The organism is Thermococcus sp. 21S7, from assembly GCF_012027615.1.
Taxonomy (GTDB): domain Archaea; phylum Methanobacteriota_B; class Thermococci; order Thermococcales; family Thermococcaceae; genus Thermococcus.
This window is the reverse complement of sequence record NZ_SNUT01000004.1, coordinates 219,517-237,045: the sequence shown is the minus strand read 5'-3', so window position 1 is coordinate 237,045 and position 17,529 is coordinate 219,517. Positions and strand designations below refer to the sequence as shown.

Annotated in this window: 17 protein-coding genes; all 17 read right to left on the bottom strand. The window is 55.5% G+C overall.

Going from position 1 to position 17,529, the window contains the following annotated elements:
* Positions 1 to 2: 2 nt before the first annotated feature.
* On the bottom strand, positions 3 to 878 hold the full coding sequence (locus E3E51_RS08410; RefSeq protein ID WP_167912638.1) for a homoserine kinase: 876 nt from the start codon (positions 876 to 878) through the stop codon (positions 3 to 5).
* Positions 878 to 1,945, bottom strand: coding sequence for an aspartate kinase (locus tag E3E51_RS08405; RefSeq protein WP_167912637.1), 1,068 nt, complete (start codon positions 1,943 to 1,945; stop codon positions 878 to 880). Before E3E51_RS08405 ends, E3E51_RS08410 begins: the two co-directional genes overlap by 1 nt.
* The gene (locus tag E3E51_RS08400) at positions 1,945 to 2,955 is read right to left on the bottom strand and encodes a methionine synthase (RefSeq protein ID WP_167912636.1); all 1,011 of its coding nucleotides are present in this window, start codon (positions 2,953 to 2,955) and stop codon (positions 1,945 to 1,947) included. The genes E3E51_RS08405 and E3E51_RS08400 overlap by 1 nt, the downstream gene beginning before the upstream one ends.
* A gap of 1 nt (position 2,956) precedes the next feature.
* The gene (locus E3E51_RS08395) at positions 2,957 to 3,886 is read right to left on the bottom strand and encodes a 5-methyltetrahydropteroyltriglutamate--homocysteine methyltransferase (RefSeq protein ID WP_167912635.1); all 930 of its coding nucleotides are present in this window, start codon (positions 3,884 to 3,886) and stop codon (positions 2,957 to 2,959) included.
* A complete protein-coding gene (locus tag E3E51_RS08390; RefSeq protein ID WP_167912634.1) occupies positions 3,883 to 4,941 on the bottom strand; it encodes a methylenetetrahydrofolate reductase C-terminal domain-containing protein in 1,059 nt (352 codons plus the stop codon). The genes E3E51_RS08395 and E3E51_RS08390 overlap by 4 nt, the downstream gene beginning before the upstream one ends.
* Positions 4,931 to 6,037: a cystathionine gamma-synthase family protein gene (locus E3E51_RS08385; protein WP_167912633.1), complete on the bottom strand. Its 1,107-nt coding sequence runs from the start codon at positions 6,035 to 6,037 to the stop codon at positions 4,931 to 4,933. The genes E3E51_RS08390 and E3E51_RS08385 overlap by 11 nt, the downstream gene beginning before the upstream one ends.
* 250 nt (positions 6,038 to 6,287) lie before the next feature.
* Complete coding sequence (locus E3E51_RS08380; protein ID WP_167912632.1) at positions 6,288 to 7,946, bottom strand: ABC transporter ATP-binding protein; 1,659 nt, start codon at positions 7,944 to 7,946, stop codon at positions 6,288 to 6,290.
* 51 nt (positions 7,947 to 7,997) lie between these two features.
* The gene (locus E3E51_RS08375; RefSeq protein WP_167912631.1) at positions 7,998 to 8,657 is read right to left on the bottom strand and encodes a Ribonuclease P protein component 3; all 660 of its coding nucleotides are present in this window, start codon (positions 8,655 to 8,657) and stop codon (positions 7,998 to 8,000) included.
* Positions 8,654 to 9,109, bottom strand: a complete 456-nt coding sequence (locus E3E51_RS08370; protein WP_167912697.1) for an RNA-binding protein — start codon at positions 9,107 to 9,109, stop codon at positions 8,654 to 8,656. The genes E3E51_RS08375 and E3E51_RS08370 overlap by 4 nt, the downstream gene beginning before the upstream one ends.
* Before the next feature lie 48 nt (positions 9,110 to 9,157).
* Positions 9,158 to 10,285, bottom strand: a complete 1,128-nt coding sequence (locus E3E51_RS08365) for a hypothetical protein (protein WP_167912630.1) — start codon at positions 10,283 to 10,285, stop codon at positions 9,158 to 9,160.
* Complete coding sequence (locus tag E3E51_RS08360) at positions 10,282 to 11,358, bottom strand: hypothetical protein (protein WP_167912629.1); 1,077 nt, start codon at positions 11,356 to 11,358, stop codon at positions 10,282 to 10,284. The genes E3E51_RS08365 and E3E51_RS08360 overlap by 4 nt, the downstream gene beginning before the upstream one ends.
* A complete protein-coding gene (locus E3E51_RS08355) occupies positions 11,345 to 12,484 on the bottom strand; it encodes a hypothetical protein (protein ID WP_167912628.1) in 1,140 nt (379 codons plus the stop codon). The genes E3E51_RS08360 and E3E51_RS08355 overlap by 14 nt, the downstream gene beginning before the upstream one ends.
* Positions 12,474 to 13,736 carry a hypothetical protein gene (locus E3E51_RS08350; protein WP_167912627.1) on the bottom strand — a complete coding sequence of 421 codons (1,263 nt, stop codon included), beginning with the start codon at positions 13,734 to 13,736 and terminating at the stop codon, positions 12,474 to 12,476. Before E3E51_RS08350 ends, E3E51_RS08355 begins: the two co-directional genes overlap by 11 nt.
* A gap of 82 nt (positions 13,737 to 13,818) precedes the next feature.
* Positions 13,819 to 14,133, bottom strand: a complete 315-nt coding sequence (locus tag E3E51_RS08345; RefSeq protein WP_167912626.1) for a DUF4855 domain-containing protein — start codon at positions 14,131 to 14,133, stop codon at positions 13,819 to 13,821.
* Positions 14,134 to 14,135: 2 nt separating this feature from the next.
* On the bottom strand, positions 14,136 to 15,659 hold the full coding sequence (locus E3E51_RS08340) for a hypothetical protein (protein WP_167912625.1): 1,524 nt from the start codon (positions 15,657 to 15,659) through the stop codon (positions 14,136 to 14,138).
* A complete protein-coding gene (locus E3E51_RS08335) occupies positions 15,644 to 16,567 on the bottom strand; it encodes a hypothetical protein (RefSeq protein ID WP_167912624.1) in 924 nt (307 codons plus the stop codon). Before E3E51_RS08335 ends, E3E51_RS08340 begins: the two co-directional genes overlap by 16 nt.
* Before the next feature lie 257 nt (positions 16,568 to 16,824).
* A complete protein-coding gene (locus tag E3E51_RS08330) occupies positions 16,825 to 17,409 on the bottom strand; it encodes a 50S ribosomal protein L15e (RefSeq protein WP_167912623.1) in 585 nt (194 codons plus the stop codon).
* Positions 17,410 to 17,529: the final 120 nt, after the last annotated feature.

Genomic DNA, 17,529 nt, shown 5'->3' with positions numbered 1-17,529 from the left:
ACCTACCAGACCGCCCCAATTCCGGCTTTCGTAACGTAAACCTCCGAATCGACTCCCATCTCGGCAAGGGTCTCTGCAACCGCCATCCCTATCTCCTCTGGATTATCCCCCAGAGCGAACACCGCAGGACCCGAGCCAGAGACCGAGAGCCCATAGGCGCCGGCTTCAAGCGCGGCTTTCCTGACCCCATCGTACCAGGGCATGAGCTTCCTTCTGTACGGCAGGGCTATCGGGTCGTCCAGGAGTCTGCCCACGGCGGGTAAATCGCGCTCTTTCAAAGCTAGAACAAGGGAGCTGGCGAGCGAAAGGGCTCTAACAGCGCACCCCAGTGGAATCCTCTCGGGGAGAACTGCCCTGGCCTCCCTGGTTGGAATCTCAAGCAGGGGAAGAACAACGACGATGTCAAAATTCACGGGGATCCTCCAGACCCGAAGGGGCCCGGTCGACTCTATAACAGTGAAATCGCCGTAGTATGCGGGAACAACGTTGTCACCGTGAGCGCTACCCGAGGCGTACCTCTCCCCCTCCATCGCCGCCCGGAGTATGAGGTCTTCATCCTCGACGCCGAGAACCTTGGCCACCGCCAGTGCCCCAGCCAGGGACGAGGCCCCGGAGCTTCCGAGGCCGCCCCCTGGCCGTATCCCCTTCCGAAGCTCCATCCTGAGGGCAACCTCTTCCCCCAGGAGCGAGGCGAGGGCCTTCGCTGAGACGAGCGCAACGTTTCTTCCATCGGAGGGAACATCGAAGCCCTTAACCCTCACCTCCCACTCGTCGGATTCCCTGAAGGTCAGCTCATCGTAGGGCTCTCCTATGCCGACTCCGAATACATCGAAACCAGGTCCAAAGTTCGCTATGGTCGCATGGACTCGAAGGCGCATCACACCACCACCGGGAATGCGAGTTTCCTCGTGCCCATGAGGGCCCAGTGAAGGGAGTTTAGGAAGCCTCCGAGGGAGGAGCGCTCCACCCAGAACGAAACCACCCTGACGCCGTCAAGCTCGAAGGTCTCGCCTTCGTAGCCATGAACCGCGTCGGCGCCGACGACCGAGACCCGGAAGAGTCCGCCCTCCCTGGTGTGGGCGATGATCGGCGTCCCCGAGTCGGTGTCACCCACGACGGTGGAGAAGGCCCAGTCGTCAGTCCTGCCGAGGAGCAGCGGAACTTCAAACTCGGTGGCCCGGGGATGCAGCGCCCTCATGCCGAGGAGTGAGGCTACCCTCGCCCTCTCCCTTGAGACGAAGGGTACAGGGCGGGCGAAGGGAACCCTCCTCGGATCGGCGGTGTAGATTCCATCGACGTCGCCCATGATGAGAACGGCATCCGCACCTATCGCCTCCCCGAGGACGGAGGCGGTGTAGTCGCTCCCATTCCTCCCAAGGGTCGTCCTGAGGTCGAGGTGGCCGCCGATGAAGCCCGGAACAACCGCTACAAAACCCTCCTCAACGGCCTCCCTCACCGGGGCGCTCCGGGAGAGGGTCTCCCTGAAGTTGACCCCCGCGTTCCCGAAGTTGCCGTCGGTCGCTATGACCTCCCAGGGGTCGAAGAGCACAACCGGAATTCCCCTCGACGAGAGGGCCTCGGCGAAGGCCCTTGCCGACAGCAGTTCGCCGAAGGAAACCACGTGGTCACGGAACGCCCTTAAACTCGGGAAGGAGTCCCTCGACTCAACCGATTTCCTCAGCTCCCGGAGGAGGGGCGAAAAGATTGAGGGGTCGAGGCCGTGCCTGAGTGCGAAGTCCCTGTGGAGTTCGCCTATGCCCCCAATGCCGTCCCCGGTTTCGGCAAGCATGAGCAGGGCGTCCGTGACCCCTTTCAGGGCGGAGACGACGACGGCCACCTCCCCGGCATCCCACAGGCGGGCGGTGAAGGAAACCGCCTCGTCGAAGTTCCTCCTCATCGAGCTCCCACCGAACTTGGCGACGAGCCTCCTCCCGGGACAGAGCATCAGACCGACCTCCTGAATGGTATGGTCTCCTTCCCTTCCCTCGCGAGCTCCTTCCTAACAATCTTGACGCCCTTGACCATGTTCACGAGCTTCCCGTAGGCTATCCTCCTGTCGAGGAGCTTCAGCCCGCAGTCGGGGTTGATGTAAAGCCTCTCTGGCTCGACGTACCCCATGACCTTCCGTATCGCCCTCGCAACCTCCTCCGGACTCTCGACGCGCGGGTTGTGGACGTCAACCGCGCCGAAGCCGAGCTCCCCGTGGGCGAGCTTTCTAAGGAAGTCCATGTCGCGGAAGTTCCTGTTGGCGAACTCAAGGGCGAACTGGCTGACGTTGAGCTCATCGAAGTAGTCGGCGAGGAGGTGGTAGTTGGAGTAGCAGACGTGGAGGCCGAACTTCACATTAACCCCCTTCACCGCCCTGTTGATGGCCTCGACCGCTATGGGCACCTCGTCCGGGTGGTTGAGCATCGCGGGTTCGTCGAGCTGGATGAACGTTGCCCCCTCCTTTTCGAGGAGCCTGAACTCCCTGTTGAGGATTCCGGCGAGCTCAAAGGCCAGCTCCTCCTTGCTCGAATAGTACTCGTTGAAGCTCCACTCTGCTATCGTGTAGGGACCGGTGATCGGGACCTTAACCACCTCCCGCGTCGTGTTAGCTTTGATTATGCGGAACTCGTCGAGGACTAAGGGCTCGCTGTACTCAAGCTTTGAAACCGCTGATGCCTTGTTGAAGTAAGCATTACCCCAGACCCTGACGGGGCCGTAGAAGCGGAAGCCCTTTATCCTGGCCGTGAAGTGCTCCGTCATCTCGCTCCTGCCCATCTCACCGTCCCAGGGGATGTCTATTCCGGCCCTCTCGTGCTCCCTTAGAACGGCTACGCTCGCGTCCCTGACTGCCTCCCTGAAGTCGTCCTCCGGGAGCCTGCCGAGGGAGTAGAGGTTATACGCCCGCAGGAGCCACCTCGGCTTGGGATAGCTCCCTATCACACTGGTTGGAAGGATTGGAAGCTCCACTTCACTCACCCCCAAGTCTTCCGAGGAGTTTCAGCTTCCTCCACGCGACGCTCTCGGGGAGGAAGTCGAGGAGAGTGTTCGGCGTAACGTAGAGTTCCCCGTACCTCCGGAGGAAGGGCCTGAGCCTGTCCGCGAGCCTGTCACGCCTCTCCATCTTCGTTCCCCTCGCGTTTACTATCCCGAGCCCGAGTCTCCCGGAGTAGCTCTCCGGAACGGAGCCCTCGATGAGGTCGAAGTTCACGATGACGCCCTCCGGGAGAACCCTCGGGGTTCCGAAGTAGGTGACGACCCAGAGCTCCCTCACCCCCGCGAGGTTTTCTATGAGCCTCTTCGCAGTTCCTGGCGATACTGAGTCGCTCTTCTCCCGCGTTGCCCTCGAAAGCTCTGCTGAGAGGGCCGGCTCCTGAAGTTCGACGAGCTTTACCGGCAGTTCCTTCATGAGCTCGGCCAAAACTTCGGCGTAGGCCTCCGCCAGCTCGTCGAGGCTTTCATAGGCCTCGTTTATCGAGTGATATGCGAGAGTCACCGGCCCGGGGAGGACGGCTTTGAGCGTCGCTTCGGGGTAGACTTCTTCCTTTATCCCAAGGGCAGCGTTGAGCCACTCTGAAATCGGGTTCTCCTTCAGCGAGAGCTCGCCTCTGACCACCGGGGAGCGGTAGAAGAAGTTGTTCTCGTAGAACTTGAAGAGCCCGTTGACCTCGACGCCGTCTACGAACCTTATCAGCGGGTTGAATATGTCGTCCCAGCGGTAGAGGCCGTCGGTGATTACCCTTATGCCGACCTCCCCCAGCTTCACAAAGGCCCGCCTCGTGTGCTCCAGGTAGGCCTCTTCGAGCTTCTCCTCGCTCAATCTGCCTATGGAGTACTGCTCTATTTTCTTTGCCAGCGAAACCGGCCTCGGAAGGCTACCGATTAATGCCGGAACTATCATCCGAACACCTCCTTGATCAATTCTTTCGCCTCCTCCCAGAGTTCAAGCCATTCATCAACGGTTTTCGAAACCACAATCAGATTGACTCCCCCTTTCACGTCGAGCGCCTTAACCTCCTCAAGGAGCACCTCAAATGTCTCGTTGCCCGTTGGAATGCCCATCCTCTCAAGGAATGGCTTCATTTCCTGCCGCAGGGGGTAGAGGAGCGAAACGACGACCGGAACGTCGGCCCCGTAACTCCTCTCGACCTCCCTAAGGGTTTCCGAAATCGCCCGGACGCTCTCCTTCCTTGCGACGACCTGGGTGAAGAAGACCTCCGCCCCGGCGACGAGCTTCCGAATGAGCCTCCTTGCCTCGGCCCTCGGTCTGTAGTGGGGACTCATCGCCCCCGCAACCCGGGGGCGGCTATCAACAGGGACGCGCTCGCCGGGAGGCAGTACGCCCGCAAAGACGAACCTTGCGAGCCTAATTAGGTTCGGCGAATCGAGGTCGAAGACGGGTTTGCTGGGCATCGAGAGGCCGGGCCAGTCCCCGGTCGTGAGCAGAACGGCCTCAAAGCCGAAAATCTGGGCAGTTCTGAGCTCAGATGCCAATGCCGAGAGATTTCTGTCCTTGGCAGTTATATGGGGCATCACGCCGAAGTTTGAACCGATGTCCCTCAGACGGATGCTAAATGCAACGGGGTCAAAGTGTGGGTAGCCGAGGGGATTGTCTGGAACCGTGAAGAGGTCTGCATCTACTGCGCTCATAATCCTGAGTATGTCCCTCTCGGAGCGTATGGTTCTGACCGGAAACTCAACGGTGAAGGCTTTGCTGCGTTCGATGTTCTTCCAGAGGAATGAATCCACCGGCTTTGAGTCCGATTCAACCAGCCTCTCAAGCTCCGCCAGGAGAGGATGCTCGTCAAAGAGCATCCACGGCTCAAGGGAGGAGAGGCGCTCGATTACACCGGTCCAGGGGCAGGGCTTGCCGTTAACCTCACATGCCCCGTCAAGGACTCCGCCACAGGGCCCGTTGAGAAGCTTTCTTGGACAGGTGTATACCCTAAGTCCCATCACCCCCCAACGCTTTGTCAACGTCCTCGATGAGCTCGTCAACGTCCTCAAGGCCAACCGAGAGGCGTATCAAGCCGTCGGTGATTCCGAGGAGCTTCCTCCGCTCCACCGGCATCGTCTTAGCGGCGCTTATGGCAGGGTAGGAGGCTATGCTCTCAACGCCCCCGAGGGAAGGAGACGGAAAGATTCTCCTCAAGGAACGGAGGAAGCTCACCGCCCCGGCCTTCCCGTCCGCATGCTCGAAGGAAACGACGCCCCCGTAGAGGGACCTTTCAAAGAGCCTGCGCGCGGTTTCGTGGTGGGGGTCGTCCCTCAGCCCGGGGTAGTGCACTTCGCTCACCTTTGGATGCTCGCTCAGGAACTCCGCGATGGCCAGCGAACTCCGGCTCTGCCTCTCAAAGCGGACTTCGAGGGTCTTCATGCCCCTCACAACGAGCCAGGCCTCGACCGGCTGAATTATTGAGCCAAGCCTCCTGCGCCAGTGCCAGATGGAACTCGCGTCTAGGCTCCCGAGCACTATCGCTCCGCCAAGGACGTCGTTGTGACCGGCGATGTACTTGGTGAGGCTGTGGATTACAGCGTCGGCACCGGCCTTAAGCGGATGAAAGACGAGGGGCAAGAATGTGTTGTCAACGACGACCCTCGCCCCAACTTCCCGGGCCCTCTTCACGACCTCAGGGACGTCTATCACCTTCAGGGTGGGGTTGGTCATTGTTTCGAGGAGGACGAGGGACGTGCCGGGGGTTATTGCTTCGACGAGTGACTCGGCGCTGGGGTAGGCGAGCCTGACGCGGATCCCGAACTTGTGGAGTTCCTCCGCTAGCTGAATCGTCGTCCCATAGGCCTCCATTGGAAGGAGAACCTCGTCCCCGGAGGAGAGCTGTGAAAAGTAAAGGCAGCTTATCGCCCCCATTCCGCTGTTGAACGCTAAGGCGTCGCTCCCGCCTTCGAGGGCCGAGAGCTCGCGCTCCAGAACCCTGACCGTTGGGTTCTCCTCCCTGCTGTACTTCAGGTCGAACCCCCTGTCCGAGACCTCTGTTTCTCCTGGCTGTCTGAACGCAACTGTAACGTAGACCGGCTCGTGGAGGGGTTTCATATCACCACCGTCTTGGAATGGGGGGTGCAATTTATATATTTTTCGACATATTTTTGGGTACTAAATATTCCTACTAGTTATACAACTCAGAAAAGTTACAGAGAAGGAGTTTAAACTCCCCTTTTTCAGCCGGTTTTTAACATATTGCCGGCAAATTTTGGCATGTTTCTTATCAGAATTTAAAAATAAAAGCAAACCAGCTTCCAGCGTTTTCAGGAAGCCGAAACCGGTACGAAAGCAGTTCAGACGCTCAGTTTCGTCTCTGCTCCATGAACAGCTCGCGGTAGCGCGTGCAGTTCTCGAAGAGCTCGTCGTGCCGCCCCCTGCAGACGATTCTACCCCTATCAAGCACCCATATCTCATTCATTCCCCTGACCGTTGAGAGCCTGTGGGAAATGACGATTAACGTCATCCTGCTTTCCAGGAGCCTCTTGAGAACCCTCGCCTCCCTCTCGGAGTCCATGCCCGAGGTGGCCTCGTCGAGGATGAGAATCCTCGGGTTCCTCGCCAAGGCCCTCGCGAGGCCAATCCTCTGCCTCTGCCCCAGCGAGAGGTTTTTACCCCCTTCCTCAATCCGATAATCGAGGTCAAAGTCAGCGAGCTCCACAGTCTTTAGAAGTTCCCTTAGCCTCTCGTCCGGGATTTCCCTGCCGAGCGTCAGGTTCTCGCGCAGGGTTCCGGTGAAGAGGTACGGATGGGAGGGAACGTAGATGAGTGACTCGCCGAGCAGGGAAGCCGGCGGACAGTTCCCAACGCTCACCTTGCCTCCGCTCGGCTCGATAAGCCCAGCAAGGAGTAAAGCGAGTGTTGTCTTCCCAACCCCGGATGGCCCGACTATCCCGAGCTTTCCGCCCTCCGGAATTCTTCCGATTATCCCATCAAGAATCTTTGAATCCCCGTAGGACAGGGAAACGTCCCTCAGTTCCACCTCGTAGGACTCGGGGGAGCAGACCGGCCTTTCCCGCTTTGGAATCTCCCGCTCGATGACGCCCCATATCCTCTCGATAACCGGAACCGCGCGGTGGTAGCTACTCCAAAAGAAGGCGAAGCGCTCGACGGGGTAGTAGACCCTTCCGAGGTAGGAGAAGACCGCCACCGCAGAGGAGAGCGTCGCCATGCCCTTCTTGACAAGAACGACGCCGGAGAGAAGAACGAGGAGAGGGAGAATCGTTGAGAGATATGACTGCAGGCCGTAGTTGGCACTGCTGTAGAAGGCGACCCTTTTGGATGCCTCAACCCATTCGTCGAGCTTCTTTGAGACCCTGTCCACGAGGTAGTCGAAAGCGTTGAGGGACTTCGCGTCGAGCCTGCCGTCGAGGCCCTCCTTGAAGTACTCCACCGTTTTAGAGTACCTCTTCCTCTCCTCGGCCGAGGCTGTCTTGAGGCCGTGGATGAAGGCCCTCAGCGAGAAGCCGTAGATGGGCAGGGTGAGGAGCGTTATAACGCCGAGGTAGAAGTTCAGCCTGAAGACAACGATGACCGAAACGAGGAGCGAGAATGCCTCGATAATCACCGCCGGGATTAGGGACATTCCCATCCTGCCGACTATCTCCGTGTCGGACTGGATGCGCGAGAGGGCATCGCCGGTGTCGATGTTTTCAGCCAAGAGTGTTGAGATGAAGAGCTTCCTCTTGAGCCAGGCGGCGGCCTTGGTCTCGGCGAAGTTGCTCACGAAACCGGAGTAGAGGTAAACGACCGTCGAGGCCGTGTAGAGGAGAACGATTATCCCGATGTACTCAAGGATTTCCCCCGTGCCCAGCCCTCCAAGGTTCGCGAGGAGGTCCCGGAGGTAGAATGGCACCATTGCCGAGAGGAGCGTCGAGATAGCCCCAAGGACTACGAGGAGAACCATGTAACGCCTGTGGGCCAGTCCGATTTGGAGGACCTTTCCAACGTTACCACCTAACAACGTTCCCCCCAGAACTGAGAAGATTGAAATATTTTTAAACTTTTCCACGGGTTAAACCGAAGAGAGGAGCCTTCGCGGATAGAAGTTCAAACCAGCCCTTGCCTTCGGCGTCTCCATGCCGATGCTTATTCCAAGGCTCATCAAATCCCTTGGAGAGCGAACTTCCCATTTGGTCTCGGCGGAGCTCGTTATGAACCTCGGAACCGAGTACTTGTCAACGAGCTGCCAGGTTTTGGCCATGAAGCGGAGGAGTTGAACCCTCTCGTAAGGGCCAGCGGTGAGGAGAGGGGAAAAGGAAAACCCTATAGCCACTCCCTTCCTTGCCGCAATCTTGGCCAGCACATGGTCGAAGCCCGGATCCTTCCTCCCCAGCCACGGGCTTATCAAGGCGTCAACACCGGCCTCAAGGGCGAAGCGGTTGACCCTCATATCACCGCCCAGGACGTAAAGCAAAGCTCTTAGGTTGCGGTTCTTCACCTCGCGGATGAGGCTGGGCTTTTTCGTAACGAGAAGGAGGGCTATTTTCCCATATTTATCGCGGAGCTCCCTGAGCTCTTCCTTAAGCTTCCCCCAGTCGGGGGAGCCTTCAAGGACGAGCTTTTTGGTGAAGACGACCTCGTCGAACCACTCACTGGCCAGATCGTATGCTTCACCGCTCCTGACGTCCATCTCAACGAAGTAGTCCCTTGAAAAGGAGACCTCCACGCTCATTCCTCCAGCCACTCCCGAACGGCTTTGACGACCGCTTCCTTCCTCATGGGAAAGGCCTTGACCTTTATCCTGACCTGGATGGTGTCGCCGCCCTCGTCCACCTCCGGATCGCCGAGGTACGCTTTTTGCTTGTTGAAGCGGACGTAGAGCGTCCCTTCCTCGTCCACCTTTTCATCGAGGTTCTCGATGAGGTAGCGCCTGTCCTCCTCGCTCAGCAGCCCTTTGAAGTAGTCAATGAACTTTCTAACGGCCCTGCTCCGCTTTATCTCCACGTTGACGACCTTGATGGGGTTTCCGAAGAAGCCCGTGGTCTCGTCTATATCAAAGATGACGTCCTCGTCGTCTATCTCTTCGGGAATGAACGTAGATATTGCCTCAAGAACCTTGTCCTCGTCCTCGGTGGCGTGGATGAACGTGGTAATCCTGACGTGATGCGCCCTTATCTTTGCCATCGCTCTCACCAGGGAAAGAAACGCGGAGGGGTTTAAAAGGCAACCGCTTTATATTTCCCTCTCGCTGACATTACTTTCCCTTCGCCTCCTGGCCAGGCTATAGCCTATGAGCACTCCAAAGAGGGCCCCTGCAACGAGCCCCAGAGGGAGCAGGAACCGGGAATAACCGGTCGGGGTGCTGGAGGTTTGTCCCATCGTTGTGCCCGTGGGCGTTTTTGGCGCGGTGACTGTCCCATTCTTTGATGCCCCGGCACAGAGAGGAACGTGGAACATCTTAACGTTCGGGGCAAGGGTTACCCCGCCGGGTTCTGTCGGGTCGTACTTTAACAGCGGAATGAAGCCGCGAGGGTACCAGAGGACACCGTAGTACGGCATTTCACTCCAGTTCGAGTAGGATTTAACGGCCGAATAATTGAACTTCTCACCCAGAAGGTCGGAACTCACCGGTTTCACGAGGTAATACCTGTTGGAACAGTTCATGAACATCATTTCGGGAATTAAGAGGAGGCTCTTACCATCCGCAAGCGCCATTGCTCCAGTAGAAAGCCCCGTTGTGCTGGGACCGAAGTAGCGGTTGAGAAGGGCCTTTGAAACGTTGAAGTAATAACCTATCTGAGATTTTAAGCCCGGTTGAAATATTATGTAATCCCCACGAGTCCTTGCATTGGATGGGACTAAGTCGAAGCTCGCCTCGTCATTGTTCAGAATAACCGTTGAGTTAGTGAGACAGGTCCCGTTGAAGCGATAGACTCCAATGATGTGCTTCGGGTAAGTGTACTTCCTGGGCAGGGCCGTTTCAGTGGCCCAGTGGTCGAGGAGCAGGTACCAGGAGCCGTTGTAGTATCCAACAATTGGCTTGATATGGGAAACACCACCAGCTAAAGAGCACGAGGGGTACTCCTCCATTAACACGAAGTACGCCCCGGATTCGTTCACGTAGAAGAGGTACTCGTGTGGAAGCATGTCTCCTTCGGGCGGGTAGCCGCTCGTGAAGTTTGTGCCGTTTGGGAACACGTAATAAACGTCTATCCTGACAAAAGCCGCGTCCTTGCCAGGAGAAACGTCGGAAGACGTTATGAAAACACCCGAACAGCCGCTCCACCCGCTCGCGTAGGGGAGGAAGATAAAGGAAAGGGCCAGCAAGAGGGCGATTGCTGTAGGTCCGTTATCCTTCATTGTTCATGCCTCCTTTTGCTCACGAACAAATAACCGATAACGACCCCAATAAGGATTCCAGGGATTAACGCCAGGGAAAATGCCCGAAGGTTCCACTCTGAGGAACCGAAAGCTGTAAATGTCGAAGTGGTGTTATTGGACGGAAGCACCGTGCCGTTGCATTCCCTTAGCTTCCAGGCCCCCTTTATCAGCGGGGTGGTCGTGTAGTTCCCCACCCCAACCTCAAGCACAGGAATGACCCTTAAGGTTTCCCGAAAGAGAAAAACGTAGTCCCTCGGCTCCCAGGACTTAAAGATAGGGATGAACTCGTTTCCCCTGAACGTCCCCGCGTAGGTTGTGTTGTTCCCGGGGAAGTACGAGAGCGTTGGGAAGTAGAGCACTATGGAGCCATCTTCAAGTCGGACGGCCGCCAGTGACTCCGCGAGGGCGGAGGAATTAGTCACGTTTAGGTACCTCTCAAAAGAGTCCAGCGGAACCGTCACCGGGTTTCCGCCCGGAAACGAGACAATTAGCTTACCGCCTTCTAGTTCCACTCTTCCATGGATTACTGAGGAGTAAGGGGCAACGGGAACGGGTTTGATGCATCCATTTCTTATCCGAAAAATCATCGGGCTGTCCAAAGACGTGTTGTACGGGCTGACGTTTGTGAGGGGGCGGCCGTTTATCCGGAGGTGAGGGGCACCCCCGTAGAGGAACAGGTACCACGAGCCGTTAGAGTAGAAGGCCGCTGAAGGGAAACTCGGGAGGTAATACAGCCAATTTCCACTCCAGACGTAGTAGCTCCGATTTGAAACGTAAAACAGAAACATCCAATCGGGGAGAGAGTCCTCAATGAGAATTCCCGCCGGTATCACCCTTCCGTGGACGAGCAAGTAGTTTACGCCGCTCAGGTTAAAGTTGAATGGGAGAACACCAATCTGGTAAGTGGAGACGGATACAAAGAAGTCGTCCCTTCCAGGAGAGACACTGGTTACAACGTTTACGCCGTTCACGACCTTCCCCCCGGCGCTGACCGCCGGAATAACCAGCAGGAGAACCAGCACTGAAACCGCGAGGAAGTTAATTCTCCTCATGCTTCTCCCTCCCCCGTCCCAGCACCGCTCCGATTATCAGTCCAATTCCCACGCCCGATATGCCCCCCATCAGAGACATGCCCACTGGAAGAGTGCCCGAGGGATTCCGAGAAGTTCCTGCAGGACTGGATGTCAGGACCCTTCTGGGTGTGGCCGTGGCGTTGCCTCCGGAAGCCGTTTTGCACAAAGGAACTCTAAACGGTTTGACCTCCTGGGCAAGGCTCACCCGGCCGGGTTTCGTCGGATCGTACCTCAGCAGGGGTATAAATCTCCCAGGATAAACGAGCACGCCGTAATACGGCATCCTCCTCCAGTCCGAGTAGGCCGCGACCACCGTGTAATTAGCCCCTGCTGGGTCGAACTTAACCGGCTTGAGGAAATAGTAGCTCCCGTTCCCCTCAAAGAACCCTTCGGAGGGGATTATCAGGACCGCACTGCGGTTCATAAAGACCACACCAAACACCGAGTTACGTGTCGTGTTCGGACCGAAGTGCCTGTTGAGGAGGGCCTTTGAAACGTTGAAAGGAGTCCACCCAAGGGAACCTTTAGCCTCAGGGTCAAAAAGCATGTAGTTCCCGTAGTCCTCTATCAGCGCTAACGTGCTCCCCTCCAGCTGCCAGGGGAATTCCGTCGAGTTCTCAACCGCTGTCTTTTCTAAACAGCTCCCGTTGAAGCGGTAGATTCCGATTGCATGCCTGGGCTGGAGTGACAGGCTTGTCCTGTTGTGGTCGAGGATGAGGTACCAGACGAAACGCCCCGAACCCTCGTAAGCATAGGAGGGGAACGTGAACCGAACTGGGGAGGGGGAGTCCGGGGTAATCGTCTCCACGAGGTAGGCACCGGAGCCGTTGATGTAGAAGAGATAATCAGTCCAGTTGTTCCACCAGCCATTATCCGGCGGATACCTTATCGGAGGATTGGGGATGTCATCCATGTCAAGCATGAAGTTTGGACTCCCCGTGCTCACGCGGTACACTCTGACGGCAATGAAGGCGGAGTTAAGGCCAGTGTTCCAGCCCGAGTTTGTTATTATAATTCCCCTGTAAACGTCCCCGCTCGCGTAAGGGAGAAAGATAAAGGAAAGGGCCAGCAAGAGGGTAATTGCTGTAAGCCCTTTACTCCTCATTTTTTTGCCTCCTGTTCTTCATTAGCAGGTACCCGATGAGAGCTCCGAGGATAAGCCCGGGGATTAAACCATACAGAAAAATCTTCCCGGTATTCTCCCCCGCCCTACAGGGGGGAACGGGGCGCAAAGCTCCGCCTGAGGAGGTGTTAACCTGCAAAACCTTCGGTCTGAAGGCTTTCACGGCCTCTGTCCGTTCCACAGCCGAGGAGTTTTCCGGAATCCTGAGCAGGGGAAACGTCCAGATGGAGTTTGTCGTGGAGTTGTAGAGGGCAACGCGGTACTCATTGAAACCCCCCGTTGAGTTGAGGGGAATCAATTCCTCCCCCATGAGACGAACAGTCCGGTTGGCAGGGGCTTTGCCCCACCATGCCCGGTCCCATTTCGTCCAGGCCATGAGCACCGTCCGGTTCCAGCGTTGCACCTTTTCCCCCGATTCATTTCCAGAGCAAAAAACATGGTAAACAATCCTGAGGTTTTCATGGTAGAGGTACATCCATTCCGGCTTATCCACCGGGAAACAGTACTCTTCCCCTTTGAACGTGCCCTCCGTGCAGTTAATGAGGTCTGGAACGGCCATCGTGAGCACTGGAGCGCTTAAACCGAGGTTTCTCCTCACGAGGTCCTCCGGAACAGTCCAGGAATATCCGGCCTGAGAGTGCGCGTAAGCCGGACTGGAATAGTCAACCGTGAAGTTCACGAAGTAGTGGCTACCGACCCTTATCCCCTTCACGTACGGGTAACCGGGGAGAGTGGTGGCATCTTGTGTGAGTATGCCGGGCATGGTGGCGGCAACGTCTGTAGGCTTGCCCACCGCCTGGACACGCGAGCCGTCGAACGCAAGATAGCCTTCCAGGAGGCTCATGTTGGCGTTGTAACCCTTGGACTTTAGAAAGGCCGTGAAAAGCGGGTTGACCTCACCGAGGTGGAATCGGAAATACCACGTTCTCCGCTTCTCACTGTACAGAATTACGGGAGCGCCTTCTTTGTCGCCCTCGTAGAGCAGGTATGCCCCGGAGGAGTTTAGATAGAAGACGTAGACGGTATCCCACAAGACCTCGGTGAGGTTGTACCGGTTCAGTTCGGAGAAGTTAAACCTATCGAAGACCGGAACCCACCCGTACAGCTTCGTATGAACGACTGCAATTGCATCCCCCGAACCAGGGATGACCGTCGTGTTGAGGGCGAGCATCTCAACCTTGACGTATGACCAGTGATACTCTCCTGCACGGACCGGCCCAAAAGCGGACGCCATAAAAACAAAGAGCGTAAAAAGAGCAACGAGAGTTTTTGTTGCCGTCATTTCTGCTCACTCTCCTAAACCAGGGATTTGGCAATCAAATGTAATCCGGACATTGTTCTTTCACGAGCCTCAGGTTCTCCACGTCGGCATCAAAGTAGTACGCCCTGTGCGGGAAGTTCTTGGCGTACTGTACATATTTACATGCCCGGGTTCTTAATTCCTCTGAACTTTTAACCCCATTGTCGCACTCCATCTCCATGTAGAGGTTGTTGAGGCTGTATTTATTCCTGAAATCCTCAAAATTAGTGAACCATTCCTTAAGGTTCAGAGTCTTCCTAAAGTAGTAACCTGACTGAGCGAATATGTATTTGAAGTACCCATCCAAGGTTTTAATATCCGTGTGCTCCAACGTTACCGCCTCCTCCTGTGTAGTGCGAGCAGGAGTAGAACAGCCGCTACACCGGTTATGATGAGTGTGAGTGCCCTTTTTGATAAGGGGATAGTGTTCTCGCCGGTTTGAGTGTTAACTGGTGAACTGGTGGTTCCATTAGTGGCTTCCCCTGCGGAGGAAATGGTGAGTTTCAGTTCCGCGAACTTCCCGTCTTTTAAAGTGTACACTTCACTCTTCGTGAAGAGTAGCCACTCTCCTGAACAATAAGTCACATTGTAGTTTCTTCCCCTCAAGCCAGCTGGAAGGGGCGTCCTCTCGCCCGTGAGCAGGTTCATGGCGTGAGTGGAGTTGAAGAGCATTATGGTATCACTCGTGTAGAGGATTAAACTGGAGTGATTGTTCTCTTTGAAAGCCGGGAATCCCAGGAAATCCTTAACCCCGTACCGGTAAGGGTAACCACTCGTCCTGAAAGTCCGTACTAGCTCCTTCTTACCCCCCTTAATGGCGAAGAGTTTCATCATCGTTACTCTCCTCTCACCCCCAGCCATCATACAGAGGATGAAAACACGCCCGTCAACCGACACTGGGGTAAGCTCACTGCAATCATTGAACGTCCCCACCCTTGAAAACCCGGTTCCATTGAAGATGAGAACGGTATCATTGAGAATCCCTGTGGATTGAATGAGAATTGGATTGCCGTTCCAAGCCAGTTTCTGGGGCCAATTCCCCCATGTAGCTATTGGAATGCCAATGCTCCCATTAGCATCCTCATGATGCACTCTCCGGGCAACGTTTCTCCCCAGCAGGTAAACCTCAATGTGAGTGAGATTCCCCTCGGCCCAATCCAAGACGAGCCAGGCCGTACTGCCGTTGTACGCGATTTCACTGCCGTACAATCCCTGTAGTGTAACATTCAAGAACACCACGCCACCGGTTTCATTAATCAGGGCGATTTTTTCCATCTTGTCACCTTCGAACCAATCCACCCCGGTAGCGAACCATTCTTTTATGGGTGGAACCCAGGTCATGGTTCCTGAGACGTTCAGGGGGATTAACTTATCATTCAGGAGGAGGTACATGTCCGTGGGGTAGTAGCACTCCCCGGTGGCAGGATTGTCGTTTGGACTGCTCTTCAGGAAGGTTAAGAGGTACTCCTCACCATTCCACCAGATTCTGAGGTCGTTGTATGCACAAATGGTACCGTTCACGAAAGTTTTAACGTGCTTGAGCGAACCGTTGTAAATGTAAAGCTCAACCACTGGCCCCAATCCCTTCTGGAGGAGCCAGTACTCCCCGTTCCAGTGCACTGGAGAGTACGTTCTCAAACTGAAGTTCAGGGGGCGCATTCGTGTAAAGCGACCGTCTTTATATGCCAGCTCCATCAGCTGATTGTTGCTCGTGTTCACGACGAGGAACGCAGCTTTATCCCCAATAGAGTAAACATTGATAATCTTGAGATTTTCGGCTGAAGAAACGAGAGGAAGGGTAATGAGCAGGGAAAGAACGAAAAATGATGCAATTTTAAAGCTCACCAATCGGGACAATGCCTCTTCACCTCGCGAGCGTTGTTCAGATCAACACCGTAGTAATATGCCCTTTTAGGCCAGAGACCTCCGACTTCCGATCGCCTTTGAGCAGAGACATAGTCACATGCTTTGTGTAGCAGTTCTGGATATTGGTTTATACTCCCATCTACTTCCAGTTCCAAATACCCGTTTGGGACATTTTTTCGTACCCAATTCAGAACCTCTACCAAAGCACTAACACCTGTTTCCGAGTCCAGGTAGGGATATTCACTAGGGGATCCATTCAAGGTTCCAGTATAGTACTCCCTCCATCTTTGGTAGTAATGTGGTTGTACAAAAACATACGTGAAATATCTTGCCAGAGACTTTATGTCAGTATTGTCGCGATTAATTGTATCATTAACATTTGGTATCCAGATGAATTGCTGGCCCCAGCCAAGGATTTTGTCGGACAGCTCTCTTATGGCACTCTCGCTGACCACTCCCTTCACGACCTGCCACGGATACTCCAGGTTCCAGTAGAAGCCGCGCTCCAGCCTGCCCGTGTTCATGTAAACGCCGTCAACCCAGCCCTTCCAGTAATCGAGGCCCCTGACCGCAGGTTTTACTGTATGGTGTGAGTCTTCAAACTCCTTCCACTGCTCCTTACCATCCTTAACGAGCACCGGGATCTCAACAAGGTACGGGAGCCCCGGGCTCACTTCCCGTTCAATCCACTGTGCGAGCTTTTTACCGTCGTTATAACCTGCTTCATAGGTATAGCCGCTCATCGGCATCTGTCCGAACTGCCCGTCTTTACCGCAGGTGTGGAGGGCTATTATGTAGTCAAACCCAAGATTCCCCAGCTCGGAAGTCGGCGTATTGGTATCAAATACTGCATAGTTCCCACCAAAAGGCTTGAAATACCAAAGTGCATACTTCGCCATGGTATCGCCTTCGAATTTTGTTAGTACATCATGCACAAATCATCCTTATAAATTTTACTATTTACTGCGATTAATTAATCTTCCCTTTTTTCCCAAGAATGAATTTTTTCGGAACAGGGTTTCACAATCATTCTTGGTCAGAAAAAGCCTGAGTAAGGGAGTTGCATGACAATGCAACGGGTTAGAATGAGAACCCGGAAGAGGCTTCAACCAAACTTCGAGCTGCTGATGGAGACAATTGAAAGAATAGAAGGGCCTCACTTGCCCTTGCCCTTGTTGGCCCTTATGCTGGGCCTGACCTTCTCGGCGCCCTTGCCCTTGTTCCTCAGGCCGCGGCTCTTCCTGCCGGCGCTGGTGAGTCCGCGGAAGACGCGACCCTTGTGGGCCTTTCCGGCTATCCAGTTGATCTTGGGGTCAGCCTTGATGACCGGGTGGTGCGGGTCGACCATTATGACCTCAAACCACCTGTACATTCCGTCCTCGCCGACCCAGTAGCTGTTGAGGACCTCAAGGTTCGGGAACTTGCGAGCGGCCTTCTCCTCGGCTATCCACTGGAGGCTCTTCTTCGGGCTGTACTTGACCATACCCATCTTGCTCGGCTTCCTTCCGCCTTTCCACCTGGGTCTCTTCCTTCCGCCCTTTCTCACGCGAACGCGAACCATGACATAGCCCTGCTTGGCCTGGTAGCCGAGGCTCCTGGCCCTGTCGAGCCTGGTCGGCCTCTCAATCCTAACGACAACAGGCTCACGGCGCCACTTTATCATCCTGACCTTGAGAAGCTCCCCAACGTAGCTCTTCTTGGGGCTCTTCCAGGCTTCCCTAATGTACTTGTACATTCCCATCTTGCTCCCTCCTTCCGTGTTTGTGGTTCTCCCTTACGGGAACATCCCGCGGGCTGAGCCCGCCCAGTCGGTCGAGGTTCGAGGTTGAGTTTTTAAGCCTTGCGGAGTAGTTAATACGGT